General features: G+C 65.7%; 20 protein-coding genes. 13 read left to right on the top strand and 7 right to left on the bottom strand.

What is annotated here, in order from left to right:
• Nucleotides 1-67: 67 nt before the first annotated feature.
• From HELO_RS07955 to HELO_RS07945, 3 genes are all read left to right on the top strand, one after another.
• The gene (locus tag HELO_RS07955; RefSeq protein ID WP_013332205.1) at nucleotides 68-1,237 is read left to right on the top strand and encodes an MFS transporter; all 1,170 of its coding nucleotides are present in this window, start codon (nucleotides 68-70) and stop codon (nucleotides 1,235-1,237) included.
• A 43-nt stretch (nucleotides 1,238-1,280) separates the two neighbouring features.
• Nucleotides 1,281-2,348, top strand: coding sequence for an asparaginase (locus tag HELO_RS07950; protein WP_013332204.1), 1,068 nt, complete (start codon nucleotides 1,281-1,283; stop codon nucleotides 2,346-2,348).
• 65 nt (nucleotides 2,349-2,413) lie between these two features.
• Nucleotides 2,414-2,647 (top strand): DUF2789 domain-containing protein, encoded by a 234-nt coding sequence (locus HELO_RS07945; RefSeq protein ID WP_013332203.1) that lies wholly within the window; start codon nucleotides 2,414-2,416, stop codon nucleotides 2,645-2,647.
• A gap of 58 nt (nucleotides 2,648-2,705) precedes the next feature.
• Here HELO_RS07945 and HELO_RS07940 read toward each other — a convergent pair whose 3' ends face one another.
• Together HELO_RS07940 and trhP are read right to left on the bottom strand one after the other, a co-directional pair.
• Nucleotides 2,706-3,116 carry an SRPBCC family protein gene (locus HELO_RS07940; RefSeq protein ID WP_013332202.1) on the bottom strand — a complete coding sequence of 137 codons (411 nt, stop codon included), beginning with the start codon at nucleotides 3,114-3,116 and terminating at the stop codon, nucleotides 2,706-2,708.
• Nucleotides 3,117-3,518: 402 nt separating this feature from the next.
• Nucleotides 3,519-4,931 (bottom strand): prephenate-dependent tRNA uridine(34) hydroxylase TrhP, encoded by a 1,413-nt coding sequence (gene trhP, locus HELO_RS07935; protein ID WP_013332201.1) that lies wholly within the window; start codon nucleotides 4,929-4,931, stop codon nucleotides 3,519-3,521.
• Between the two features lie 363 nt (nucleotides 4,932-5,294).
• Between trhP and queC the strand changes: the two genes are divergently transcribed.
• The 4 genes from queC to HELO_RS07915 are packed head-to-tail and all read left to right on the top strand — an operon-like array spanning nucleotide 5,295 to nucleotide 7,759.
• A complete protein-coding gene (gene queC / locus HELO_RS07930) occupies nucleotides 5,295-6,011 on the top strand; it encodes a 7-cyano-7-deazaguanine synthase QueC (RefSeq protein ID WP_041602006.1) in 717 nt (238 codons plus the stop codon).
• Nucleotides 6,004-6,648, top strand: coding sequence for a 7-carboxy-7-deazaguanine synthase (gene queE / locus HELO_RS07925; protein ID WP_013332199.1), 645 nt, complete (start codon nucleotides 6,004-6,006; stop codon nucleotides 6,646-6,648). Before queC ends, queE begins: the two co-directional genes overlap by 8 nt.
• Nucleotides 6,648-7,493 carry a 6-carboxytetrahydropterin synthase gene (locus HELO_RS07920; protein ID WP_013332198.1) on the top strand — a complete coding sequence of 282 codons (846 nt, stop codon included), beginning with the start codon at nucleotides 6,648-6,650 and terminating at the stop codon, nucleotides 7,491-7,493. Before queE ends, HELO_RS07920 begins: the two co-directional genes overlap by 1 nt.
• Nucleotides 7,490-7,759, top strand: a complete 270-nt coding sequence (locus tag HELO_RS07915; RefSeq protein WP_013332197.1) for a zinc/iron-chelating domain-containing protein — start codon at nucleotides 7,490-7,492, stop codon at nucleotides 7,757-7,759. The genes HELO_RS07920 and HELO_RS07915 overlap by 4 nt, the downstream gene beginning before the upstream one ends.
• Before the next feature lie 157 nt (nucleotides 7,760-7,916).
• Here the strand turns inward: HELO_RS07915 and HELO_RS07910 are convergent, their stop codons facing one another.
• Genes HELO_RS07910 through HELO_RS07900 form a run of 3 tightly spaced genes read right to left on the bottom strand, consistent with a single transcriptional unit; the run spans nucleotide 7,917 to nucleotide 12,947 of the window.
• Nucleotides 7,917-11,822, bottom strand: a complete 3,906-nt coding sequence (locus HELO_RS07910) for an AAA family ATPase (RefSeq protein WP_013332196.1) — start codon at nucleotides 11,820-11,822, stop codon at nucleotides 7,917-7,919.
• A gap of 34 nt (nucleotides 11,823-11,856) precedes the next feature.
• The gene (gene miaE, locus HELO_RS07905; protein WP_013332195.1) at nucleotides 11,857-12,483 is read right to left on the bottom strand and encodes a tRNA-(ms[2]io[6]A)-hydroxylase; all 627 of its coding nucleotides are present in this window, start codon (nucleotides 12,481-12,483) and stop codon (nucleotides 11,857-11,859) included.
• Nucleotides 12,484-12,500: 17 nt separating this feature from the next.
• Entirely contained in the window at nucleotides 12,501-12,947 is a 447-nt protein-coding gene (locus HELO_RS07900; protein ID WP_013332194.1) for a DUF1289 domain-containing protein, read from the bottom strand.
• A 257-nt stretch (nucleotides 12,948-13,204) separates the two neighbouring features.
• On the opposite strand from HELO_RS07900, the gene acnB reads away from it, so the two are divergent.
• From acnB to HELO_RS07885, 3 genes are all read left to right on the top strand, one after another.
• Nucleotides 13,205-15,808, top strand: a complete 2,604-nt coding sequence (acnB, locus tag HELO_RS07895) for a bifunctional aconitate hydratase 2/2-methylisocitrate dehydratase (protein WP_013332193.1) — start codon at nucleotides 13,205-13,207, stop codon at nucleotides 15,806-15,808.
• 248 nt (nucleotides 15,809-16,056) lie between these two features.
• Nucleotides 16,057-16,542, top strand: a complete 486-nt coding sequence (gene rraA, locus HELO_RS07890; protein ID WP_013332192.1) for a ribonuclease E activity regulator RraA — start codon at nucleotides 16,057-16,059, stop codon at nucleotides 16,540-16,542.
• Between the two features lie 70 nt (nucleotides 16,543-16,612).
• Complete coding sequence (locus HELO_RS07885; protein WP_013332191.1) at nucleotides 16,613-18,487, top strand: glycerophosphodiester phosphodiesterase; 1,875 nt, start codon at nucleotides 16,613-16,615, stop codon at nucleotides 18,485-18,487.
• A gap of 127 nt (nucleotides 18,488-18,614) precedes the next feature.
• Here HELO_RS07885 and HELO_RS07880 read toward each other — a convergent pair whose 3' ends face one another.
• On the bottom strand, nucleotides 18,615-19,079 hold the full coding sequence (locus HELO_RS07880) for a hypothetical protein (RefSeq protein ID WP_013332190.1): 465 nt from the start codon (nucleotides 19,077-19,079) through the stop codon (nucleotides 18,615-18,617).
• Between the two features lie 149 nt (nucleotides 19,080-19,228).
• On the bottom strand, nucleotides 19,229-21,601 hold the full coding sequence (gene ppsA, locus HELO_RS07875) for a phosphoenolpyruvate synthase (protein ID WP_013332189.1): 2,373 nt from the start codon (nucleotides 21,599-21,601) through the stop codon (nucleotides 19,229-19,231).
• 227 nt (nucleotides 21,602-21,828) lie between these two features.
• On the opposite strand from ppsA, the gene ppsR reads away from it, so the two are divergent.
• From ppsR to HELO_RS07860, 3 genes are all read left to right on the top strand, one after another.
• On the top strand, nucleotides 21,829-22,662 hold the full coding sequence (gene ppsR, locus HELO_RS07870; protein ID WP_041602479.1) for a posphoenolpyruvate synthetase regulatory kinase/phosphorylase PpsR: 834 nt from the start codon (nucleotides 21,829-21,831) through the stop codon (nucleotides 22,660-22,662).
• Between the two features lie 288 nt (nucleotides 22,663-22,950).
• Nucleotides 22,951-24,234: an imelysin family protein gene (locus tag HELO_RS07865; protein WP_013332187.1), complete on the top strand. Its 1,284-nt coding sequence runs from the start codon at nucleotides 22,951-22,953 to the stop codon at nucleotides 24,232-24,234.
• A 109-nt stretch (nucleotides 24,235-24,343) separates the two neighbouring features.
• Nucleotides 24,344-25,753, top strand: coding sequence for a di-heme oxidoreductase family protein (locus tag HELO_RS07860; protein ID WP_013332186.1), 1,410 nt, complete (start codon nucleotides 24,344-24,346; stop codon nucleotides 25,751-25,753).
• The last annotated feature ends 3 nt before the right edge of the window (nucleotides 25,754-25,756 follow it).

Below are 25,756 nucleotides of genomic sequence, written 5' to 3'. Positions count from 1 at the left end.
CATGTCGAACTCACATGCCAGCGCCGCATCCGAAAGAACCCTGCATCCAGCGGCCTTCTTCTTCCTGATGATCCTGGTCGGCCTCAACCTGAGGCCGGCTCTCTCGTCATTGGCACCCTTGCTGCCACGCGTCCAGGCCGAGACCGACCTGACCGCGGCGGGCATCGGCGCTCTGACCACCCTGCCCGTGCTCTGCCTCGGCCTGTTCGCGCCTCTCGCGCCCTGGCTGTCGCGCCGCCTCGGCCCGGAGCGCACCCTGTCGCTTGCCTTGCTGGTCCTGGCGCTGGGGCTGGGTCTGCGCGGCCTGGCGACCCCGAGCTGGCTGTTCGCCGGCACCCTGCTGGTCGGCGCCGGCATCGGCGTGGCCGGCAGCCTGTTGCCGGCCCTGGTCAAGCGTGAACTGCCCAAAGGCGCCGACCTGATGACCGGCGTCTACACCATGGCGTTGTGCCTCGGCGGCGCCCTGGGAGCCGGCCTGAGCATTCCGCTGGCCAACACCTTCGGCGGCTGGCCCTTGGCCCTGGTGGCCTGGGCCGGGCTCGCCCTGGCGGCGCTGGTCGCCTGGCTGGTACTGATGCCGCAGCCGGGCAGTCCGGCGGTTCGCCCGCCACGTACCGGGAACACCCGGGACCTGCTGCGCCAACCGCTGGCTTGGCAGGTCATGATACTGATGGGTTCGCAATCCTCGCTGGCCTATATCGTCTTCGGCTGGTTGCCCACCCTGCTGATCGATCGTGGGTATGACGAAGCCGAAGCCGGCTGGATGATGGCCGCCTCGGTGATGGTTCAACTGATCTCGGCCCTGGCCGCCCCCTGGCTGGCCCGTCTGGGCCGCGATCAACGGCCGGCCCTGCTGCTGTTGCTGCTGATGGTGGCCTCGGGCCTCACCCTGCTGCTGCTCGGCCCCGAAGACTGGCGCTGGGTCGGCGTCACCCTGCTGGGGCTCGGTCAGGGCGGCAGCTTCAGCCTGGCGTTGACGCTGATCGTGCTGCGCACCGCCGACTCGCGCCTTGCCGGCAAGCTATCGGGGCTCGCCCAGGGCGGCGGCTATACCCTGGCGGCCCTGGGCCCCCTGGCCGTGGGCATGATGCTGGAGTTCGAGCTGGGACTGCTCACCATCAATCTGCTGCTGCTGGGTATCGTCATGGTGGCCGCCATCTTCGCCCTGCTGGCCGGCCGCAATCGCCGCCTGGAAACCGACACCGAAGGCCGGCTGCTCATCCGCGACTACCGTTGACCGCGGTGAATCGCGAGCAGCGTTCAATCAGGAAGGAGCCCGCATGTCATCCACTCGCGCTTCCCTGCTGGTCATCTATACCGGCGGCACCCTTGGCATGGTGGACAGCCCCCAGGGGCTGATCCCGAGGCACGATTTCGAGGCCCGGCTGCGCCACGCTCTGGCCGCCCTGCCTCCGGCGCGGCGAGCCGCGCTGCCGGACTTCCACTTCCTGGCAACCGCTCGTCCCATCGATTCCAGCGCCGCCACCCCCAGCGACTGGCGCGACCTGGCGGGGCTCGTCGCCGAACATTACCCGGCCCACGACGGCGTGGTGATCCTGCACGGTACCGACACCCTGGCCTGGACGGCTTCGAGCCTCGCCTATCAACTGCAGGGCATCGACCGACCGGTGATCCTGACCGGCGCCATGGAGCCGCTCGAGCGCACGGGCAGCGACGCTCTGGGCAATATCGAGGCAGCCATGCGCTTCGCCACCGATGCTCGCCTGCAGGAAGTCGCCCTGTGCTTCGCCGGTCGCCTGCTGCGTGGCGTACGCAGCCGCAAATGGCAGGCCCGACATGCCGATGCCTTCACCAGCCCCAATCATCCCCCGCTCGGCGAGTTCGTCGACGACGACGCCGTGCTCTTCCCCGGCCGCGGCCTGGAACGCCACCAGCGTGGCGCACCTCGCTTCGAGCTGCCCGACGTCAGCGGCCTGGCCGAAGGCAGCGTGCCACGCCTGGTCCTCTGGCCCGGCATCGCCGCCTGGCAGCTCGAGGCCTGGTTGCTGGATGATCGCGTTCGCGGCGCCCTGCTGGAAGTCTGGGGTGGCGGCAATCTGCCGGAGGACCCGGCCATCATGGGCGTGCTCGCGCGGGCCAGCGGAGAAGGCAAGCTGCTGGCCGCCATCAGCCAGTGCCCCCATGGCAGCATCAGCATCGGTGCCTACGCCGCCGGCCAGGGCCTGCTCGACGCCGGCGTGCTGTCCGGCGACGACATGACCCCGGAAGCCGCCGTCACCAAGCTGGTCCACCTGCTGGCCCAACCGCTGGATGACGCCGAACGGCGCCGCCGCTTTCTCACGCCTCTGGTCGGCGAGCGCACAGCCCCGCCCATCCGTCAGGATTGACAAGCAAGTTTCGCGACCACCGGCTAGAGTGAGGGGTATCCATCCAGCGCCAGGAGGAAGCTTCCATGGAGCATCCCGATCACCCCTTCACCGAGCTGTTCGAGCAGCTCGGTCTCGCCTCCGACCCGGCTTCCATCAAGCGGTTCATCGAACGCCACTCCCCCTTGCCCGAGGATATCGCCCTGCCCGATGCGCCCTGCTGGAACGAGGGCCAGGCCGAACTGCTTCGCGAAGCACTCGAAGCGGATGCCGACTGGGCCGAAGTGGTCGACCACTTGGATGCATCACTGCGCAAATGAGTGGATTCAATAAGAGCAACCAAGCTGCAAGGCCTCGCAGTCATTCGCCGTCGCCTTCTCAGAGACGAGCAGCGACCCGATCAAGTATCTGTTGACTCACCCGACTCACCAGCGGCGAAGCCGCACGGCGAACGGCCTTTTCGACCAGGCGGTTCTTGATCTCGTATTCGAGACTGAGCGAGACCTCGGTGCCCTCGGGAACGGGCGTCAGATGATAGCGGCCGCGGTTGCTCACGCCATCCACCGATTCCCAGGCCAGCACCTCCGGGGCCACCGACTCGGTAATCACCACATCAAAAGTCCAGTCCATGCCCACCGCCTTGACGTGCCACCGATAGCGGTCTTCGCCCAACCGATCGATGGCCTTGATCAGGTCGGAATAATCGACGAAATCCTCGACCCGCTCGAGCAGGGCAAAGACCCGCTCGGGCGGCGCTTCGAGAATGGCGCTGTGCTCGATGGTGGACATGACGTTTTCCCGTGTGCGGATGACGCAGATGATGGAGGCCGCCCCTGAACCGCGCCGGGCAATGGCGCTCCCTTGCCAATCTCTTCATGCTGCCACAGCTTCCCCGACGAACCCGGCACTGTCCAGTCCCGAGGCGGACAAGCCGGGCTCGCTTCAGAGAATACCGACAAGCTCACAAGCGACGTGCCACCATTTGCCCCAAACTCTCTCAGAGGGTGTTTACAAAAGTCACGAGCGATGGCCAGGGCTAGGCCCGTTCCCGACGGGCCAACGCATTTCCCACATCCATGTGGGTCACAAGGCGGAATTCGGCGAGAACGCGGAGTTTAGCCGCACTAAATGAGCACTTCGAGCCGAATTCCAACACTGTATGGGCGAGCGCAGTAATTTGTAGACACCCTCTCAGGGCAGGTCCCGCATCAACAACGCATACGCAATGCGCTCTTCGGGGATCGCCTCGCCCGGCACCGGGATGCGCACCACATGGCCCGAACCGGGGGCGGCGCTCACCGATTCGCCGCGACGGTTCTCGATATGTTCCAGCGTGAAGCGTCGGTTGCCGCCGGGCAGCATGAGCTCCACACCGTCACCGACCTCGAAGCGATTCTTGACGTCGATTTCCAGCACGCCGCGCTCCGGGTCGTAATCCCGTACTTCGCCGACGAACTGCTGGTGGACGCCGATCGAGTGGCCACGCTCGTAGTTCTGGTACTCGTCATGGACATGGCGACGATAGAAGCCTTCCGTGTAGCCGCGGTTGGCCAGGTTGTCGAGTTCGTCCATCAGGCGCATGTCGAAGGGACGGCCGGCCACGGCATCGTCGATGGCCCGGCGATAGACCTGAGCGGTACGCGCCACATAGTAGTGCGACTTGGTGCGCCCCTCGATCTTCAATGAGCTCACGCCCATCTCGGCCAGGCGCGGCACGTGCTGCACCGCCCGCAGGTCCTTGGAGTTCATGATGTAGGTGCCGTGCTCGTCCTCGTGCACCGGCATCAGCTCGCCCGGGCGGCTGCGATCCTCGATCAGCGCCGAAAGCTCGTCCTGGCCTTCCACGCCGCCGGCGGTGGCGGTGCTCTCGGCGCTGCCGCCGCCGCTGGCGATCAGACCGCTGCCCTGATCCGGGGTCCAGATGCCGCTGGCATCGTGGGCCCGGGCCGAGTTGGCCGGCACCAGGTCGCCGGTCTCGTCCTCGGAGGCCGCCACGGTGTTGTACTTCCAGCGGCAGGCATTGGTGCAGGTGCCCTGGTTGGGATCGCGGTGGTTGAAATAGCCGGACAGCAGGCAACGACCGGAATAGGCGATGCACAGCGCACCGTGCACGAAGGTCTCGATCTCGAGATCCGGGCACTCGGCACGTATCTCGGCGATCTCCTCCAGCGACAGCTCCCGGGACAGGATGATCCGGCTGATGCCCTGCCGCTGCCAGAACTTGGCCGCCGCGTGGTTGACCACGTTGGACTGCACCGAGAGATGGATCTCCTGCTCGGGCCAACGCTCGCGAATCATCATGATCAGCCCGGGATCGGACATGATCAGGGCGTCTGGCCCGGCCTCGATCACCGGTTCCATGTCGCGCAGATAGGTCTTCAACTTGCTGTTGTGCGGCGCGATGTTCGAGGCCACATAGAACTGCTTGCCGCGCTCGTGGGCGTAGGCGATGCCCTTGTGCAGGTTATCGATCTTGAAGTCGTTGTTGCGCACGCGCAGCGAATAGCGCGGCTGGCCGGCGTAGACGGCATCCGCCCCATAGGCGAAGGCATAGCGCATGTTCTTGAAGGTGCCGGCGGGCGACAGCAGTTCTGGGGCTTTCATAGTTCACCGTTGTCAGGACGATGGCGCTCGAAGGAAACCCTGCATAAATGCCTGCGTGGCTCAATCACGGCGTTGCGCGGTGCTCGGAATCCTCACCTATCGCTCATAGGCTCGGATTCTTGTGCTCCGTGCGCCTTGTGCTTGATACCACTCGACGATTTATTCAGCGTTTCCCCAAGACACATAATGTGAAGAGGCGCGGATTATACCAGCACCTGCGCCGTACGCAGAACCATATAGCCAGGACGATTACCCTGACCACGAAGAGCGGCCGGCTTGGCGGCGGTCCCTTCGGCAACGTACACTATGCGCCTCTGCCGGACCGGATCCCGGCCATCAAATTCTCCGACATACAGGCCAACCATGTCTCAAGCCCCCGCTTCTTCCGCTACCGTGGTGATCTACTCCGGTGGCATGGATTCCTTTACGGTATTGCACCGGGCGCTGGGCGAAGGTCGCGACGTCCACGCCCTCTCCTTCGACTATGGCCAGCGCCATTCCCGCGAGCTCGATGTCGCCAGACGCGTCTGCCGCGATCTGGAAGTGCCTCATCAGGTGGTCGATATCCGCGCCATCCATGGCCTGATCGACAATTCAGCGCTCACCGACGCCGAGCGCGTCATGCCCGATGGCGACTATGACGCCGACAATCTCGCCGACACCGTGGTGCCCAACCGCAACATGATGCTGCTGTCGATGGCCATCGCCAAGGCCGTGAACATCGGCGCCGGCCGCGTCGACTACGGCGCCCACGGCGGCGACCACGTGCTGTATCCGGACTGTCGCCCCGAGTTCGTGGAGGCGATGAACGCCGTTGCCGGTATCGCCAATTTCGAGCCGGTCGAGATCCACACGCCCTATCTGCGTCATACCAAGGCCGACATCCTCGCCGATGGCCTTTCCATGGGCCTGGATTACGCCGACACCTGGACCTGCTATCTGGGCGAATCCCTCGCCTGTGGTCGCTGCGGCAGTTGCCGGGAACGCCTGGCGGCCTTCGCCGCCAATGGCGTCAGCGATCCCCTCGGCTATGCTCAGCGGCCCGACGCCGCAACCGACGGGGAGTCGGACGATGTATAGCGTCAAGGAAGCCTTCTACTCCTTGCAGGGCGAAGGTGGGCAGGCCGGCCGCGCCAGCGTCTTCTGTCGCTTTGCCGGCTGCAATCTGTGGTCCGGGCGCGAGGCCGACCGCGTCTCGGCCGCCTGCCGTTTCTGCGACACCGATTTCCGGGGCACCGATGGCCAGAACGGCGGACGCTTCGCCGACGCCGAGACGCTCGCCGAGCATCTCGTTGGCCTGTGGGAGGGCGCGCCGGACGGCTCACGTCCCCAGGTCATCTTCACCGGGGGCGAGCCCCTGCTGCAGCTCGACGACGCCCTGATCGCGGCGATGCATGACCGGGAATTCGACGTCGCCGTGGAGACCAACGGCACCCTGGCGGCGCCGGCCGGCATCGACTGGCTATGCGTCAGTCCCAAGGGTGATGTGCCGCTGGTCCAGACCCGAGGCGACGAGCTCAAGCTGGTGCATCCCCAGCCGGAGGCACCGCCGGAGCGTTTCACCGGGCTCGACTTTCGGCACTTCTTCCTGCAGCCCATGGACACCTCGCCGCTCGGCGAGACGCGCGACACCATGGCCGCCACCGTGGCCTACTGCCTGGCCAACCCACGCTGGCGCCTGTCGCTACAGACTCACAAGATCGCGGGGATCGACTGATGACGCTCTTCGTCAACCGACTGACTCACCTGGATGCGTCGCTGTGGTGCCCGGAGCGCGGCTTGATCGGTGCCAGCTGGCGCGTCGACGCCGAGCTGGACGGCGAACTCGGCGACGACGGCATGCTGTTCGACTTCGGCGAGGTAAAGCCCTGGATCAAGTCGCGCCTCGACCGGGGTGTCGACCACACCCTGCTGGTGCCCACCGAAGCGCCGGGGGTCAGCGTTCAGGAATGTTATGAAGGGCTTCGCGTGCGCACCGAAACGCCCTATGCCCTGGAGGTGCGCGGCCCGCGCCAGGCATTCAGCCTGCTGCCCTGGCCGGAAATCACCGCACAGCGACTGGGCGAATATCTTGGCCAGGGGCTGATGCGTCAGCCGCCCGAGCGCGTCGAGGCCATCCGCCTCACGCTCGGCGACGAACCCATCGAAGGCGCCGGCTATAGCTACAGCCACGGTCTCAAGCGGCACGCCGGCAACTGCCAGCGCATCGCCCATGGCCATCGCTCGCGCCTGCACATCTGGCAGAACGGGCAACGCTGCCCTTCGCTGGAAGCCGACTGGGCGTCACGCCTCGACGATCGCTACCTGGTGGACGAGGCCGACGTCGACGACGGCCTGGAAGCCTCCTTCCTCGGCCGCCTGGTCACCAGCTATCGGGCCGAGCAGGGCCATTTCGTGTTGAGCCTGCCTCGCGAGCGCTGTGTCGTCATGCCCACCTCCACCACCGTGGAGCACATCGCCGCCTGGCTGGCGAAAGAGATCAGCCGGGAAACCGGCCGGGCCACTCGTGTCCAGGCGTTCGAAGGCATCGACAAGGGGGCCATCGCGGAGGCCCGGCCATGACCGGCACGGAACAGGGCTGCCGTCCGGGGTGCGGTGCCTGCTGCATCGCGCCCTCGATCAGCTCCCCCATTCCCGGCATGCCCGATGGCAAGCCGGCGGGTGTGCGTTGCGCGCAACTCACCGAGGATAACCTCTGCCGGCTGTTCGGCGATCCTAGACGCCCCGCCGTGTGCGAGCGTTTCGACTTCGACCGGGAGTTGTGCGGCGATCACCGTGAACAGGCACTGACCTTGATCGCCGCACTGGAGACCGCCAGCGGCACCTGAGGCAACACTCTACGCAGAGGGTGTTTATAAAAGTCACGAGCGACGGCCAGACAAGGCGAAATTCGGCAAGAATGCGGAGTTTAGGCACACTAAATGAGCACTTCGCGCCGAAGTTTCAACGCCGTATGGGCGAGCGCAGTAATTTATAAACACCCTCTCAGGCATCAACCGTGTGCGCCAACCGCCTATCCAGCAACGTCCGCCAGCGCACCAGCACCGGGGCGTCGCTGTGGCTGACCTCGCCGAGCAGGCGGCGGAAGTCCTCCCGCGCGTTCGCATCCTCGGGATCGACCAGGGTCAACCAGAGCTCCAGGGCGCACAGCTCCTGGTGCAGATTGCCGTCTTCCCTGGCCTGGGTGAGCGCCTGTTCGGCCAGCGAGCGAACCTCCTCGGCGGGATGACCGAGCCGCTGGCGCACCCGCGCCAGCTGGATCGCCAGTTCCGGCACGAACAGGGTCGTGCGTTCCCGGGCGATCAGCAGTGACTGGTCGAGATAGTCCTCGGCCTGGGCCAGTTCGTTCATCGACATGCAGGCATCCACGAACCACAGCGCCGGACGCTGATAGGGGTCGCGGCCAGTGATCTCGGCCAGTTCCTCCAGGGTGCCCTCGAGAATCGTCAGTCCCTCGCGATCGCCGGCCAGGGCCCGCTGCCAGCCCAGCACGCTGCGTGCGGCAACCTGCCAGAGATGCAGGTCCGGGGAACCGGTGATCTCGTAGGCGCGCTCGGCGCGACTGGCGGCCAGATGCACATGGCCTACCTGGCGATACAGCGCCGCGGCATACATCAGCGCCATGGCCAGACTGCCCGGATGATTGAACTGCTCGGCCAGTCGAATGGCCGATTCGACCTGTCGCTCGGCGCGCTGATAATCCCCTCGCAGGCACAATGCCCAGCCCTGGAAGCAGGCCGCGGCCACCTGAGGATGATCGGAGAACGGTAGCCACTCGATCATCATGGGGGAGTTGAGCGGATCGATCTCCTCGAGATGTTCGTAAGCCTGCTCGATGCGCCCTGCCCAGTATTCACAGCAGGCCCGGGCGAAATCGGCCAGGCGACGATAACGCGGATCCTCCAGTTGGCCCGCCAGGTCGGCCAGCCGCGAGGCGAGCATGAAGGCATCGGCATGAGCGTTGCGCTGGCTGCACCCCACCCAGAGCCCCCACTTGACCAGGAAGGCCTGCTCGAGATCCTCGCTATCCTCGGGCGGATGCTCGGCGCTGGACAGGAGTTCCCGCGCGCGGACGAAACTGTCGTGGGCGGTGGGCGAGCCCTGGCCTTCCAGGGCAAAGGCGGCCTGGCCGCGCACCGTGTGCAGACTGATTTCACGCTCCACCTGGCCTTCCACATGACGCAGGCTGGCCAGCCCGAAATCGGCCATTTTCAGTGCCGTGCGATTGGCGCTGACCTTGAGCGCCTCCCTGGCCGCCAGCTCGAAGTAGCGGGCACCGCGGGCATATTGCCCGCTGCGACGCAGGTGCGTGGCGAAATCCCCGGGATGGCGGCTGATCCAGATCGGAAAGTGCTCCTCGATCAGGCTCACGACCTGGCGATGCAGGTCGACCCGGATATCGCGGGGACACGACAGGTAGGCCGCCTCCTGCAACAACTGGTGGGTGAACTGGTATTCGCGGCCCTCTGTCTCGTCCTCGACGGGCTCGATGATCTCCAGCCGATTCATCTGCTCCAGCGCCGACATCAGACGCGGCATCTCCCAGCCACTGCATTCGGCCAGGAAGTCGAGACGAAAACGCCGCCCCAGCACCGCCGCCACGTGCGCCACTTCGCGATCGGCATCAAGCTGGTCGATACGACTGGCCAGCAGGCCGAGCAGCCCGCGGGGCAATTCGTCGAGCTGGATGCTGCGGCCTTCGCGGCGGTCCATGTCGACCCGGCGACAGAGCTCTTGCAGGTAGAGCGGCACGCCATCGCAACGCTCGATGATCTGCCCCCGCAGGCGCGGGCTGAGATGCAGGCGATAACGGCGCGCCAGTTGCGACAGCAGGCGCGATGACTGCCGCGCGTCGAGGCGCCCGAGGGTGATCTGCTGATCCCAGTCGAGTCGCGCCGGCAGCGCCTCGCGACCGTGGTGACTGGCCACCAGCAGGAAGGGGCAGTTGATCGGCAGACGGGCCTGAAGCGCGGCCAGCACCTTGAAGGACGGCTCGTCGAGCCATTGCAGGTCGTCGATCATCAGCACCAGGGTACGGGACGCGGTCAGTTCACCGATCAGGCGATGCAGCAGCGTCACCACCAGCTCGACGGCCTCGCCGCTCTGTGCCAGCGCCGCCAGCTCGCGCGGCTCGCACACACCCAGCGCCTCCTTGAGCAGGAGCCGCTGGTCGTCGTTCAGTTCCTCGGCCATCAGCCCGCCGAGACGGCCATCGAACGCCTCCTCGTCGATGTCGCCATCCAGGTGCCAGCGCAGCAACTGGCGCGCCACGCCATACGGCTCCTGAACCGACAAGCGCGTGGTCGGCTGCCAGCAGATCGCCGCCTCGCGACTCTGTTCGAGCTGGCGAAAGCCAACCAGCAGAGCCGACTTGCCGAGCCCGGAGGGCCCGCGTACCAGCACGCTCTGACGCAGCCCAATGCCGGCCCTGGCCAGGGCGTCGCGCAGGGTACGAAGCGCCGCTTCCCGGCCCACCAGGCTGGGCGGCAGTGCTTCGCGACCGCCCTCGTTGGTGCCCAGTACCAGCGCCCGCAAGCGCACCCGGCCATCGCTGGCCACCAGACGCGACGACAGGCGCGGCTGCAGGTCGAGCGCCGGCGGCATGTGCTGGCTGGCCTCCTGGGAGATGACCAGCTCGCTGCCTTCGGCGGCATTCATCAAGGCCAGCGAATCCTGGGTGACCTGTCCCAGCGGGTCCACCAGGTGACGCTCGGGCAGGTAGACGACCCGACCGCTGTTCAGCCCGGCGGCGAATTCGAAGCGCGGCGGCTCGCCTTCGCCGCTCCAGTGGCGACGGCACTCCTCGGGGAGCACGCGACGGCAGTGTTCGTAGAGCGCCACCAGTTCGGCGAGCTGGTGGGCCGGCCCATGGGTGCCGAAGCACGCCAGCCCCAGGCCGCCGGTGGCCCCGGGCAGCCAGAAGCCGCCGAGATGATGACATTGCTGCTCGAGCCAGCGCATCAGCTCGATCTGCAGCCCCAGGCAGGCACATGCCTCGGCCCGGGAAGACAGATCCGCATCGAGTCGCAGGCGAATGGCCATCACCGACAACTGGCGCTGCTCGATCTCGTCTTCGCGCAGCGGCATGCTGTCCGCGGACAGAGTGCGGGAAAAGGCGCCGCTCGGCCCGCTGTTCGGATCCGGTGTCCCATCGGACCAGTAGCGGGCCAACTGCAGGAAGCCGGGGTCGGGCTGCTGACCGGTCAGGGCCAGCAGTTGCAGATAGGCATTGTATTGCTCGTGGGCGGCGGCCAACTGGCCGTGCTCGGCCAACTGGCGAACCAGCCGCTCGTGGAAGGGACCATAGCCGGAGAAGCGACTGACCAGGGACTGCAGCACCTCGTCCGGCAAGGGGTCGTGCTGTTCCAGCACGGCCTCGGCAAAACGGATCACCCGCTGGCGCCATTCGTTGCGCACCTGCACCAGCCAACGCTGGAACTCGGAGCAGGCGGCCAGTTGCAGCTCCTCGACCAGATCGCCCTGATAGTACGACAGCGCCTCTTCCAGGGTCTCGATACTGGCCGGCCCATCGAGCAGGGCCTGCAGCTCGTGAAGGTCGAAACACCAGCTTTCCGGCAGGCGAAAGGCGATGGTCTGGCGCGAGACGATCAGGACGCGCTCGGCATCCTCGCCTAGCGACTGACGCAGGCAGTGCAAGGCGTGACGCAGGTTGGTGCGACCCGACGACAGCCCCTGATCGGGCCAGAGCAACTCGGCCAGGGTCGCCCTGTTGACCGGCTGGTCATGCAGCAACAGATAGACCAGCAGCGCCTTGACCTTGTCATAGCTGAACTGGGTCAAGACATCATCGCCCAGGGTCAGCGAGAAGTGACCGAAAAGGGCCAGGCGATCCTGCTCGTCATGAGTCACGGCGTCGGAAACATCCCGCATGTTGGGTCTGTCCTGCTAGGCGGCGATAACGGTTTCAGGCCGGCACACCGCTGTGAAAACGAAATGCCGTATCCGGCATGGTGATCAGTTCGGCCTCGCGCTCGAGGAAAAAGGCGATACGCTCGTCGAGCGACTCTGGAGAGAGCCGCCGCGCCAGCATCAGGTAATCCTCGTAGTGGCGCCCTTCCGACTTAACCAGACCGCGATAGAACTTGGCAAGCTCCTCGTCCAGGAAAGGAATCAATCGGGCGAACCGCTCGCAGCTACGCGCCTCGATGATGGCCCCGACGATCAGCACATCGATCAATCGGTGCGGCTCGCCGCCACGCACATGGCGACGCAGCCCTTCGGCATAGCGGGCAGCACCGATGGGACGATAGGCGATGCCCCGCCCTTCCATCAGCTTGACCACCTGCTCGAAATGCAACAGTTCTTCCCGCGCCAGACGGGCCATCTTGGTCAGCAGTTCGGCGTCATCGACATAGCGATACAGCAGGCTCATCGCCGTGGAAGCCGCCTTCTTCTCGCACTGGGCATGATCGATGAGCAGTGTCTCGGGATTGTCCAGCGCCCAGTCGACCCAACTGGCGGGCGTCGGGCAGGCGAGGAAGTCGAGGATGGCATCGGGCAGTCGGGGGTCGTGTGTGACGGTGGCAGACATGAGAATTCCGGTGATTGCTAGGGACGAGAGGGGTCGAGGTCGGCGTCGGACAGCCGGCGTGCTTCGGCGGCGCTCATCAGTTCACTGGCGATCCGCTCGTGGAGCGTCGCCGCATCCAGCGCTACGCGGGGCTCGAGGCCATAGCGCGACAGGTCGCGGATACGCCCGCGCCCGACCCGCAGCAGTTCCACCGCCCGGGACAGCGCCGGCTGATCCTCGCGAAAGCGTATGCGGTGGCGCTCGAGCTGCGCCTGCAGCGCTTCGCCATCCACCACACTCAGGTGACGACCGGCCACGCTCACCCGCAGCGCATCCAGTTCGTCCATCCGGCGCTGGCGCTCGTCGGCGTCGAAGCCGGGCCAGTCGCGAATTTCGTCATCGATGCGCTGGCAGCCCCGGCAGACCCGGTCGCCCACCGTCGTCGAGCACAATCCCACACAGGGGGATACCACGCGTCCCGCCATCGAACGCTCCCTCTCCTTTCGATTCGGCGACATGGTAACGCGGCGTCGCCATCCTGGCACCCCGGACGAGCCGCAGAAAAAGCACCGACGACCAAAGTTCAAAGCCCGCCACCACGGGGCTTCTTAACATTGTCGACAGTTTCTTTTAGAATTGCGCCACCGCTGACAGCGTTGTTTCACGTGCCGATGTCCCCCTGCCTGGCCATGCTGCCGACGGGGTCGAGACCTCGGACACCACAACCAATGAGGGCCACCACGTGCTTGAAGCCTATCGCCAACATGTCGAGGAGCGAGCCCAGGACGGCATCCCGCCGAAGCCGCTGAATGCCGAGCAAACGGCTGCCCTGGTCGAGCTGCTGAAGACACCGCCGGCCGGCGAAGAGGAATTCATCCTCGATCTGCTGACCAACCGCATTCCGCCCGGCGTCGACGAAGCCGCTTACGTCAAGGCCGCCTTCCTCACCGCCATCGCCAAGGGCGAGGCCGAGTCTCCGCTGGTCGACAAGATCCATGCGGTCAAGCTGCTGGGCACCATGCAGGGCGGCTACAACATCGTCTCGCTGGTCGAGCTGCTCGACGACGAGACCCTGGCCGCCGAGGTCGGTGAACAGCTCAAGCACACCCTGCTGATGTTCGATGCCTTCCACGACGTGGAAGAGCGTGCCAAGGCGGGCAACGAGGTGGCCAAGGACATCATCCGCTCCTGGGCCGAGGCCGAGTGGTTCCTGTCCAAGCCGGCCCTGGAAGACAAGATCACCCTCAGCGTGTTCAAGGTCCCCGGCGAAACCAACACCGACGACCTCTCGCCGGCGCCGGACGCCTGGTCGCGCCCCGACATCCCGCTGCATGCCAACGCCATGCTCAAGAACGAGCGTGACGGCATCGAGCCGGTCGAGCCCGGCAGCATCGGTCCGCTCAAGCAGATCGAGGAAGTCCGCGCCAAGGGCCACCCGGTCGCTTACGTGGGCGACGTGGTCGGCACCGGCTCCTCGCGCAAGTCTGCCACCAACTCCGTGCTGTGGTTCTTCGGCGACGACATCCCCAATGTGCCGAACAAGCGCGCCGGCGGCTTCTGCTTCGGCGGCAAGATCGCCCCGATCTTCTTCAACACCATGGAAGACTCCGGCGCCCTGCCCGTCGAAATGGATGTCGAGAAGCTCGAGATGGGCGACGTCATCGACGTCTATCCCTATGAAGGCAAGGTCTGCCGGCACGGCACCGACGAGGTGCTGACCACCTTCGAGCTCAAGACCCAGCTGCTGCTCGACGAAGTGCGCGCCGGTGGCCGTATCCCGCTGATCATCGGTCGTGGCCTGACCGCCAAGGCCCGCGAATCCCTGGGGCTCGAGCCTTCCGATGTGTTCCGCAAGCCGGAGCAGCCGGCCGCCAGCAACAGCGGCTACACCCTGGCCCAGAAGATGGTCGGCAAGGCCTGCGGCATGGACGGCGTGCGCCCGGGCATGTACTGCGAGCCGAAGATGACCACCGTGGGCTCCCAGGACACCACCGGTCCGATGACCCGTGACGAGCTCAAGGACCTGGCCTGCCTGGGCTTCCAGGCCGACCTGGTGATGCAGTCGTTCTGCCACACCAGCGCCTATCCCAAGCCGGTCGACGTGGAAACGCACCACACCCTGCCCGACTTCATCATGAACCGCGGCGGCGTTTCGCTGCGCCCGGGCGACGGTATCATCCACAGCTGGCTGAACCGCATGCTGCTGCCCGACACCGTGGGCACCGGCGGCGACTCCCACACCCGCTTCCCGATGGGCATCTCCTTCCCGGCCGGCTCCGGCCTGGTGGCCTTTGCCGCCGCCACCGGCGTGATGCCGCTGGACATGCCGGAATCGGTACTGGTGCGCTTCAAGGGCGAGCGTCAGCCGGGCGTCACCCTGCGTGACCTGGTCCACGCCATTCCCTACTACGCCATCCAGAAGGGGCTGCTGACCGTCGAGAAGTCCGGCAAGAAGAACGCCTTCTCCGGCCGCATCCTGGAAATCGAGGGCCTCGAGGATCTCACCGTCGAGCAGGCCTTCGAGCTCTCCGACGCCTCCGCCGAGCGTAGTGCCGCAGGCTGCACCATCACGCTCTCCGAGGACAGCGTCAGCGAGTACCTGAAGTCCAACATCACCCTGCTCAAGTGGATGATCGCCAACGGCTACGGCGACAGGCGCACCATCGAGCGCCGCATCCTGGCCATGGAAGAGTGGCTGGAGAACCCGAGCCTGATGCGCGCCGACAAGGACGCCGAGTACGCCGAGGTCATCGAGATCGATCTCGACCAGCTCGATCAGCCGGTGCTGTGCGCGCCCAACGACCCCGACGATGCCCGCCTGCTCTCCGACGTGGCCGGCCAGAAGATCGACGAGGTGTTCATCGGCTCGTGCATGACCAACATCGGCCACTTCCGCGCCGCCGGCAAGCTGCTCGAGAAGCAGCCCGCCGGCAGCCTGAAGACCAAGCTGTGGCTGGCGCCGCCGACCAAGATGGACCAGCACCAGTTGACCGAGGAAGGCTACTACGGCATCTACGGTCGTGCCGGGGCGCGCATGGAAATGCCCGGCTGCTCGCTGTGCATGGGCAACCAGGCCCGCGTGGCGGCCAAGAGCACCGTGGTGTCCACCTCCACGCGCAACTTCCCCAACCGCCTGGGCGACGGCGCCGACGTCTTCCTGGCCTCCGCCGAACTGGCGGCGGTGGCGGCAGTGGAAGGTCGCCTGCCCAGCGTCAACGAGTACCGTCGCTACATGAGCGAATTCGACGCCATGGCCGGCGAGATCTATCGTTACATGAACTTCCATGAGATCGAGGAATTCCAGAACGCCGCCTCGAACGTGATTCCGGTCGCCCAGGAAGCCTGACCGGATCACCTTTTCGACTCCGATGCTCGCACCATCGAAGGCCCGCCGCCCAGGCGGCGCGGCCGGAGCCGATGACCGAAGCGCCCCACGGGGCGCTTTTTTGTGCCCAGTCGAAAAGGCCGGCATCCGGCAACGGTCATGCCTTTCTCCCGGCACCTCGCAACAGGCCACACCACCAAGGAGGCATTTTCCTCAGCACCGACTATGGCATCATCGAGGCTTCACTCACCCAGAGGAGGCTGCCCACCATGACGAACATCCCCACGCCCGACATTTGCGACGACTACCCGGATGTCGAGATCCTCGAGCCGTTGCTGGTCAATTTCGGCGGCCTGGAAGCCTTCCATGGCCCGGTACGCACCGTGAAGTGCTTCGAGGACAATTCCCTGGTCAAGCAGGCCGTGGATGAACCCGGCGACGGCGCCGTGCTGGTGGTCGATGCCGGCGGCTCGACACGCTGCGCGATGCTCGGTGACATGCTGGCCGAAAAGGCCGCGGGCAACGGTTGGGCCGGGGTGATCATGTACGGTTGCGTGCGCGACGTCGACGAGCTGGCCGAGACCGAACTGGGCATCCAGGCCCTGGCCGCCCATCCCCGCAGGAGCGAGAAGCGCGGCGAGGGGCAACGGGACATTCCAGTCACCTTCGCCGGCGTCACCATCTCGCCCGGACAATGGCTCTACGCCGACAACAATGGCGTGTTGATCGCCGAACGCCAGTTGCCGCTCGGTTGAATGTCCCGAGTTGCCATACTGATTCGCGAGCTGCCAGGCTAAAGAACATGAGCCTTCTTCGATATTCGCCATGCGCTCCTTGATGCCGCTCAGCGGCGATGTGCTGCGTACGCTGCGCGATCATCTGCGTCCGCTCATCGCCTATCACCTCTTCTTCACCCTGCTCGCGTCCAGCCTGCTGCTGCCGGCGGCCGGTTGGACGCTGGCCTGGATGATCGGCCATCTCGGCCGCCCGCTGATCTCCAACACCGGCCTGCTGGCAGCGCTGTTCGCACCCGAAGGCCTGGCCTGGCTGCTGGCCGCCATCGGCCTGACCTTCCTGGTGCTCTACCTGCAGCAGGCCGGCATGACCCTGGTGGCCGTTCGTCCCCGGACCAACCATTACCGGCAGGCCTTCGAGACCCTGCTGGCCTGCCTCAAACGCCTGCCCGGCCTGGCCGGTCTCGTGGTACTACAGGTCGGCGCCCACTTGCTGCTCGTCCTGCCGGTCGTCCTGGCATTGACGGGCCTGTATGGGCACTTCATCGGCGGCCTGGATCCCTACTATGTGCTGCAGGCCAGGCCACCCGCTTTCTGGTGGCTGTTGGCCAGCGCCCTGCCCATCGTGCTGGTCTGGATGGTCATCGCCGCCACGCTCTATGCTCGCTGGCACCTGGCGCTGCCGATCCTGGTGCTCGAGGACATCGCCCCGCATCGCGCCCTGGGCCGCAGCGCCCGACTGACCCGGGGCCAGAGTCGACACATCGTCGGCGCCATCCTGCTGCTGTTGCTGGCAATCCTGGTGTCGCCCTTCATCGCCACGGCACTCTTCGATGCCCTCTTCACCCCGCTGCTCGGGCATCTGCCGGAACGCCAGGCCGTCCTGCTGCCGGCCATGCTGGGCTATGTCGGCGCCTATATGCTGATCACCCTGGCCATCACCTTTCTCGGCATCGCGCTCAATGCGCTGCTGGCCACTTGTCTCTATCTGCGCCTGGCCCACCAGGAGTCGCGCCCGGCATCCCGCGCCGATACCGGCCATCCGGGGCGCCTGGCCTGGGCGGTCGAGATCGCCGTGGTGGCCTTCGCCCTGAGCCAGGCCTGGCTGATCCTCAATCGCTTCGAGATCCACGAGGATGTCGAGATCGTCGCCCACCGCGGAAGCTCGGCCAAGGCACCGGAAAACACCATCCCGGCCATCGACCAGGCCATGGCCGACGGCGCCGATACGATCGAGATCGACGTGCGGCTGACGCGGGACGGCAAGGTGGTATTGCACCATGACTCGAGCCTGTCGCGGCTTGCCGGCGACGACCGCCTGATCGACGAACTCGACAGCAGCGAGCTCGAGACGGTCGATGTGGGAAGCTGGTTCGGCGACCCCTTCGTGGACACGCGCATCGCCGGGCTCGACGAAGTCCTGGAGCGCGTACGCGGTCGCGCGCGCCTGATGATCGAGCTCAAACCCACCGCCCGCCGGGGATCGGAGCTGGTCGGCGCCGTGGAACAGGTGCTGGAGAACGAACGGCAAGAGAGACTGTCATGCCGCCGCCAGGCGGAGGAGCCCTCGCTCTGCGGCCCTGCCGATCCCTGGCAAGCGGTCAGCATCGCCGCCCTGTCCTACGCCCTGCTGAGCGAGGTCGAGCATCGCCTGCCCGAAGCCCACACGACGCTGCTGGCACAGCTGGTGATGCACGGTACCCTGCCTCGCGATGGCTTCGATACGCTGGCCCTGCGCCACAACCGCATCACCTTCGAAGAAGTGCAGCGTGCACGTCACCATGGCTATCGACTGCTGGCCTGGACCGTCAACGACCCGGCCCGCATGTCGCGCCTGATCGATCTGGGAGTGGACGGCATCATCACCGACCGGCCGGATATCCTGGCCAGCCTGCTCGATGAACGCAACAAGATGAGCGACGGCGCCCTGATGCTGGTCAAGCTGCGCAATTGGCTGCGCGACTGACAGGACTCCCTTTCAGAACCCAATGGATGTTCAGAACCCAATGGATGTTCAGAACCCAATGGATGTTCAGAACCCAATGGATGGGCGCCGGGGAAGGCGCCCGCACCCCTGGCCTCTCAGGAGTTCCCTACCGGCAGCGCCAGCTCGCCACCAGCCCAACGACCGCCACGACGATCAGGCCGATCGCCCCCCAGCCCAGGGCCTCGACGAGTCGATGATAGGCAGCAGGCGCCGTGTGGGGACGCGCTCCCATGCCGTACTCGGCCAGTCGAGTGCCGCCATACAGCAGTCCCGCCACCAGCGCCAGCGGCCACGCCGAGGCGAGCGGCGCCAGGGCCCGGGTCAACCGCCATGGGCCTCGCGGCGTTGCCTGGCGGGCTTTCGACGTCGTCGTACGCGCTGACGTCTCGTCCTTCTTCATTGAGCGGGTCTCGGCTCGAGACTTGGCGGGACGCTTGGCGCGTGCGGTCTTGCGGCCCTTGCCGGAGGCGCCGAGTCGCCTGACCAGCCAGCGCAATACCCGCCACAGGGACCAGCCGACCAACAGACAGAGTGACAGGGCCAGTCCCCCCATCACCAGAAAATACGCCATCGGGCGGATCCTTCGTTACGATTGACGGGCAATGGTGCCAAAAAGCCGCGCCGATGTGGATATCGACATGGTGAATGCCGAAATGCATGACACCCGGACCAGGCCGGGTGTCATGGGGGTGCAGAGATGCTGTTGACGACAGTGCCTGCTTAACCGAGCGTCTCGCCGGCCAGCATGAACCAGGTCTCCAGCACCGCATCGGGGTTCAGCGAGACGGAATCGATGCCCTGCTCCATCAGCCACTTGGCGAGATCCGGGTGATCCGATGGCCCCTGCCCGCAGATGCCCACGTACTTGCCCTGGGCCTTGCAGGCCGCGATGGCCATGGCCAGCAGCTTCTTCACCGCCGGATTACGCTCCTCGAAGAGATGCGCCACGATACCGGAATCGCGATCCAGCCCCAGGGTCAGCTGGGTCAGGTCGTTGGAGCCGATGGAGAAGCCATCGAAGTACTCGAGAAACTCCTCGGCCTGCAGCGCATTGGCCGGCAGCTCGCACATCATGATGACCTTGAGCCCGTCTTGACCCCGCTTCAGCCCATTGGCGGCCAGCAGGTCCACCACGCCGCGGGCCTCCTCGGTGGTCCGCACGAAGGGCACCATGATCTCGATGTTGTCGAGGCCCATCTCGTCGCGCACCCGCTTCAGCGCCCGGCATTCCAGCTCGAAGCAGGGACGGAAGGCCTCCGAGAGATAGCGGGACGCACCCCGGAAGCCGAGCATCGGGTTTTCCTCGCCGGGCTCATAATGCTTGCCGCCGATCAGGTTCTCGTACTCGTTGGACTTGAAGTCCGACAGCCGCACGATGACCCGCTCCGGGTAGAAGGACGCCGCCAGGGTGGAGATCCCCTCGACGAGCTTGTCGACATAGAAGCTCACCGGATCGTCATAGCCGGCGGTGCGCAGGTCGATGGTCTGCTGCAGGTCGGTGGGCAGGGTGTCGTATTCGAGCAGCGCCTTGGGATGCACCCCGATCATGCGATTGATGATGAACTCCAGGCGAGCCAGGCCGACCCCGGCATTGGGCAGGCTGGCGAAACTGAAGGCGCGATCGGGATTGCCCACGTTCATCATGATCTTGAATGGAATCTCGGGCATGGCATCGACGCTGGTCACGTTGCGGTCGAACTCCAGCAGGCCATCGTAGACATGCCCGGCATCGCCCTCGGCACAGGAAACGGTGACTTCACGCCCGTCGGCCAGCGCCTCGGTGGCGTCGCCGCAGCCCACCACGGCAGGAATGCCCAGTTCGCGGGCGATGATCGCCGCGTGGCAGGTGCGCCCGCCCCGATTGGTGACGATGGCCGAGGCCCGTTTCATGATCGGCTCCCAGTCGGGATCGGTCATGTCGGTGACCAGGACATCGCCGGCGTGCACCTTGTCCATGTCGTCCGGTGTGGCGACGACCTTGACCGCGCCACGCCCGATGCGCTGACCGATGGCTCGACCGGTCACCAGGGTGCGGCCCTTCTCCTTGAGCTGGAAGCGCTCGAGCTTGCCGCCCTCCTGCTGGGACACCACGGTCTCCGGGCGCGCCTGGACGATATAGAGCGCACCGTCGTCACCGTCCAGCGCCCACTCGATGTCCATCGGGCGGCCGTAGTGGCGCTCGATGATCATCGCCTGGCGGGCCAGCGCCATGACCTCATCGTCATCGATGCAGAAACGTCCCCGGTCGGCCAGAGGCACATCGACGGTCTCTACCGACTTGCCGGCACTGGCATCGCCGGTGTAGATCATCTTGATCAGCTTGGAGCCGAGGTTGCGACGCAGTACGGCGGGCCGGCCGGAGGCCAGCGTCGGCTTGTGGACGTAGAACTCGTCGGGATTGACCGCCCCCTGCACCACCGTCTCGCCGAGCCCCCAGGAGGCGGTGACGAAGACCGCATCGCGATAGCCGGATTCAGTGTCCAGGGTGAACATCACTCCCGAGGCGCCGGTCTCGGAACGCACCATCTTCTGGATGCCGGCGGACAGCGCCACGTTCTCGTGGGGATAGCCGCGGTGCACCCGGTAGGAGATGGCCCGGTCATTGAACAGCGAGGCGAACACTTCGTGGACCGCCCGCTTGATGTTGTCGAAGCCTTCGATGTTGAGGAAGGTTTCCTGCTGACCGGCGAAGGAGGCATCGGGCAGGTCCTCGGCGGTGGCCGAGCTGCGCACCGCCACCTTCAGGTTGGGATGTCGGGCCAGCAACTGCTCGTAGCTGTCGCGCAGCGCCTGTTCGAAGGCCGGAGGCAGCGGCGTGTCGATGACCCACTGGCGGATCTCCGCCCCGGCCTCGGCCAGCGCCGTGACGTCATCGACATCCAGTGTGGACAGACGCTGATTGATGCGCTCGTTGAGCCCTTCATGGGAAAGGAATTCGCGATAGGCGTGGGCCGTGGTGGCAAAACCGCCGGGCACGGTGACACCGGCCCCGGCCAGATTGGAGATCATCTCGCCCAGCGAGGCATTCTTGCCCCCCACCCGCTCGACATCGTCCATACCCAAATGATCGAACCACAGAATGTAATCGTCCACGCAACCCCCTTGGATGTCGACGCCTGATAGCCCATGACACGCCGTCATGAATGGATGCTGGCGACTCTACCAGCGGCCTTCCATATTCGCCATTGGTCTAACATCGAAGTCATTGGAGGTTTTTTACAACATATCCCCTTCCGACGGCATTCCTGTAGTCGGGTGGCTTGTGCGCCATCCCGGGTACCCCGACAATGGACCGCATCGACCAACCAACCGAGCCGACCATGACACGCACCGCCTTCTTCATTTCCGACGGCACCGGCATCACCGCCGAGAGCCTTGGCCGCAGCCTGCTCGCGCAATTCGAGAACGTCGAAATCCGCATGATCACCAAGCCCTATATCGACAGTGTGGAGAAGGCGCACCAGCTGGCCTCGATCATCGAGTCCACGGCCGTCAAGGACGGCGAGCAACCGATCATCATCGACACCATCGTCGACAGCGAGATCCGCGACGTGATCCGCGAAGCCCCCGGCTTCAAGGTCGACATATTTTCCACCTTCCTGGAGCCGCTGGAGCAGGAACTGGCGACCCACTCGTCCTACAGCGTGGGCCGCACCCATGCCATCGGCAGCGACGACGTCTACATGGACCGCATCCAGTCGGTGCACTTCGCACTGGATAATGACGACGGCGCCCGTACCCACCAGTACGACCAGGCCGACATCATCCTGGTCGGCGTCTCGCGCTGCGGCAAGACGCCCTCTTCGCTCTACCTGGCCCTGCAGTTCGGCATTCGCGCCGCCAACTACCCGCTCACCGAAGATGACCTCGACGAGACCGGCAAGCTCAAGCTTCCTCCGGTGCTCGAGCCGCATCGCCACAAGCTGTTCGGCCTGACCATCGACCCGCGCCGTCTGGCGGCGATCCGCCACGAACGCCGCCCCAACAGTCGCTACAGCTCGATGGATCAGTGCGTGCAGGAAGTGACCCAGGCCGAGGCGCTCTACCGCCGCATGCACATTCCCTTCATCGACACCACGCGCTTCTCGGTGGAAGAGATCTCCACCCGCATGATCGCCGAGACGGGCATCAATCGACGCTTCTCGCCCCGTTAGGCTCGAGAAGCGAGCCGCGAGCGGCTGGCAGCAAGATGGCAGGCCCAAGCCCCTTAGCCTCACTACTCCCAGGCAAGGGGGCCGCATCTCGTAGCTCGTAGCTCGTAGCTCGTAGCTCGTAGCTCGTAGCTCGTAGCTCGTAGCTCGTAGCTCACATAAATAATAGGAAATCGCATTCGCATCCATTGGCGAGATTGGTTATCGTTCCTCTATATTGACGTCATTGCACTTGCCTATCTCGTTCATACCCCGCTCGTTTATACCCCGAATACGAACAAGGATGCCCTAATGCCGACCCTCTTCACCCCACGCCCGTTGCGCCACGCCGTCGCTCTGGCGGCCCTCTTGCCGGTCACCGCCATGGCCGCCGACAGCGAGGTCACCGCCGAACAGGTCGTCGACCACTACGCCGACCTGGCACACGCCAACTACCAGGATGCCCTGGTTGCCGCCCGCACCCTCGACGAACGCATCGACGCCCTGCTCGCCGACCCGAACGACGAGACCCTGGCGGCGGCCCGCCAGGCCTGGCTCGAGGCGCGCGTTCCCTATCAGCAGAGCGAGGTCTTTCGCTTCGGCAATGCGGTGGTCGACGACTGGGAAGGGCAGCTCAATGCCTGGCCGCTGGACGAGGGGATGATCGATTACGTCGCCAGCGACGACTATCAACATGAGCTGGGCAATGCCGGCGCCACCGCCAACATCATCGCCAACCAGAGCATCCAGGTCGGTGGCGAGATCGTCGACGTCAGCGAACTGACGCCCGAGCTGCTGGCCGAACTCAACGAGATCGGCGGCTCCGAAGCCAATGTCGCCACCGGCTATCACGCCATCGAATTTCTGCTCTGGGGCCAGGATCTCCACGGCTTCGAGGCCGGCAACGGCGAGCGCCCCGCCAGCGATTACATGAGCGGCGAAGCCTGCACGCACGGCCATTGCGACCGCCGCAGCGCCTACCTCGACGCCACCTCCGACCTGCTGGTCAGCGATCTCGAATGGATGGTCGCCCAATGGGCACCCGACGAGGACGACAATTACCGCCGGGCCCTGCTGGCCGAATCCCCTAAGGAAGGCCTGCGACGCATGCTGTTCGGCATGGGTTCGCTATCGCTGGGCGAGCTGGCCGGCGAACGCATGAAGGTCGCCCTGGAAGCCAACTCCGTCGAGGACGAGCACGACTGCTTCAGCGACAACACCCACAACTCCCACTACTACAACGGCCAGGGCATCCAGAACGTCTACACCGGCAGCTACCAGCGCCTCGACGGCTCTACCCTGGAAGGTCCTTCGCTGTCCGACCTGGTCGCCACCCGGGACAACACCCTCGACGACACCCTGAAGGCCCAGCTCACCAGCAGCATGGACGCGCTCGAAGCCCTCAAACAGGCCGCCGAAGCCGAGCAGGATCCCATGGCCTTCGACATGATGATCGCCCCCGGGAACGAACAGGGCGCCGAGCTGGTCAACAACGCTATCCTGGCGCTGGTCACCCAGACCGGTTCCATCGAGAAGGCAGCAGGCGAACTCGGCGTGAACTCGCTGCAGTCAGACGATGCCGGACACACTTTCTGACACGCCTTCCGAGTAGAATCGTGCCCGAAGACCCCCAACATCGTGTGTCTCGCCCGGCCGCCGCCAGTCCCACTGGTGGCGGCCGGTGTCGTGACTGCAAGGCCCGAAGATGACACCTTTGCCCTCCTCCGCACGCCCACTGCTCGCCTTGCTGATCCTGGCCGGCTCCGGCCCGGCCAACGCCGCTCCACCGCCCATTCAGGAAACGCCCATGACAGGCGGCGACGGCACGGTTCAGCAATTCGATCACAACGCCTATTCGCTGCCGCTCGACAACATGGCCATGACCCAGCGTCTCGATTTCAGCGTCGGCAACAGCTTCTTCCGCAACCCCTGGGTGGAGGCACCGTCCAGCACCGAGGCACGGGACGGACTGGGCCCCCTGATCAACACCAATAGCTGCCAGGGATGCCACATCAAGGATGGCCGTGGCCATCCGCCGAGCGGCGACGAGCGCGCCGTGTCGCTCTTCCTGCGTCTCTCGTTGCCCGACGAAGGAGCCGATGACGATACCCTGACACGCCTGGGTGTACACCCCGTCCCCGGCTACGGCCGCCAATTGCAGACCGCCGCCATTTCCGGCGCCGAGCCCGAGGGCGAGATGCAGTTGCGCTACACCGAGCGCGACGTTCACCTCGATGATGGCGAGGTCGTCACCCTGCGCGAGCCGCATTACGCCATTGGCGCTCCCGCCTACGGCCCGCTGCCGGAAGACCTGCAGACATCGCCTCGCGTGGCGCCGCCGATGATCGGCCTGGGGCTGCTCGAGACCCTGCCCGCCGAAGCCCTCGAAGCCGCCGCCGATCCCGACGATGCCGATGGCGATGGTATCTCGGGGCGGGTCAACCGGGTCTGGGACATGCGACGCGGCGAAACCGTCATCGGGCGTTTCGGCTGGAAGGCGGGCGAACCGAGCATCGAGCAACAGAGCCTGGAAGCCTTCGCCGGCGACATGGGGCTGACTTCGAACCTGGTCCCCGGCACCGACTGCACACCGAGCCAGGCATGCGACCGCTATCCCGACGGCGGCACGCCCGAGGTCAGCGACAAGATCGCGCGCTTCGTGACCTTCTACGCCGGCAGCCTGGCCGTTCCGGCCCGCCGCGACATGGACGACCCTCAAGTCCGGGCCGGCGCCGAGACCTTCAACGAGATCGGCTGCGCCGCCTGTCACACACCACGCCAGCAGACGCCGCAAGATACCGAACGCGCCGCCCTGGCCGGCCAGACGATCTGGCCCTACAGCGACCTGCTGCTGCACGACATGGGCGAGGCATTGGCCGATGGCCGTCCCGAGTTCGAGGCCAGCGGCCGTGAATGGCGCACCTCCCCACTTTGGGGCATCGGCCTGGCCCAGGCAGTGAACCCGCGTGCGGGCTTTCTCCATGACGGCCGCGCTCGCACCCTGGAAGAGGCCATCCTCTGGCATGGCGGCGAGTCCGACACCAGCACCGCCGCCTACCGCGCCCTGCCGGCCGAGCGTCGCCACGAACTGATCCGCTTTCTCGAATCCTTGTAGAGG

The sequence above is a fragment of the Halomonas elongata DSM 2581 genome (assembly GCF_000196875.2).
GTDB lineage: Bacteria > Pseudomonadota > Gammaproteobacteria > Pseudomonadales > Halomonadaceae > Halomonas > Halomonas elongata.
The sequence above is the reverse complement of the archived record's forward strand: the minus strand, read 5'-3'. Positions and strand labels throughout refer to the sequence as shown.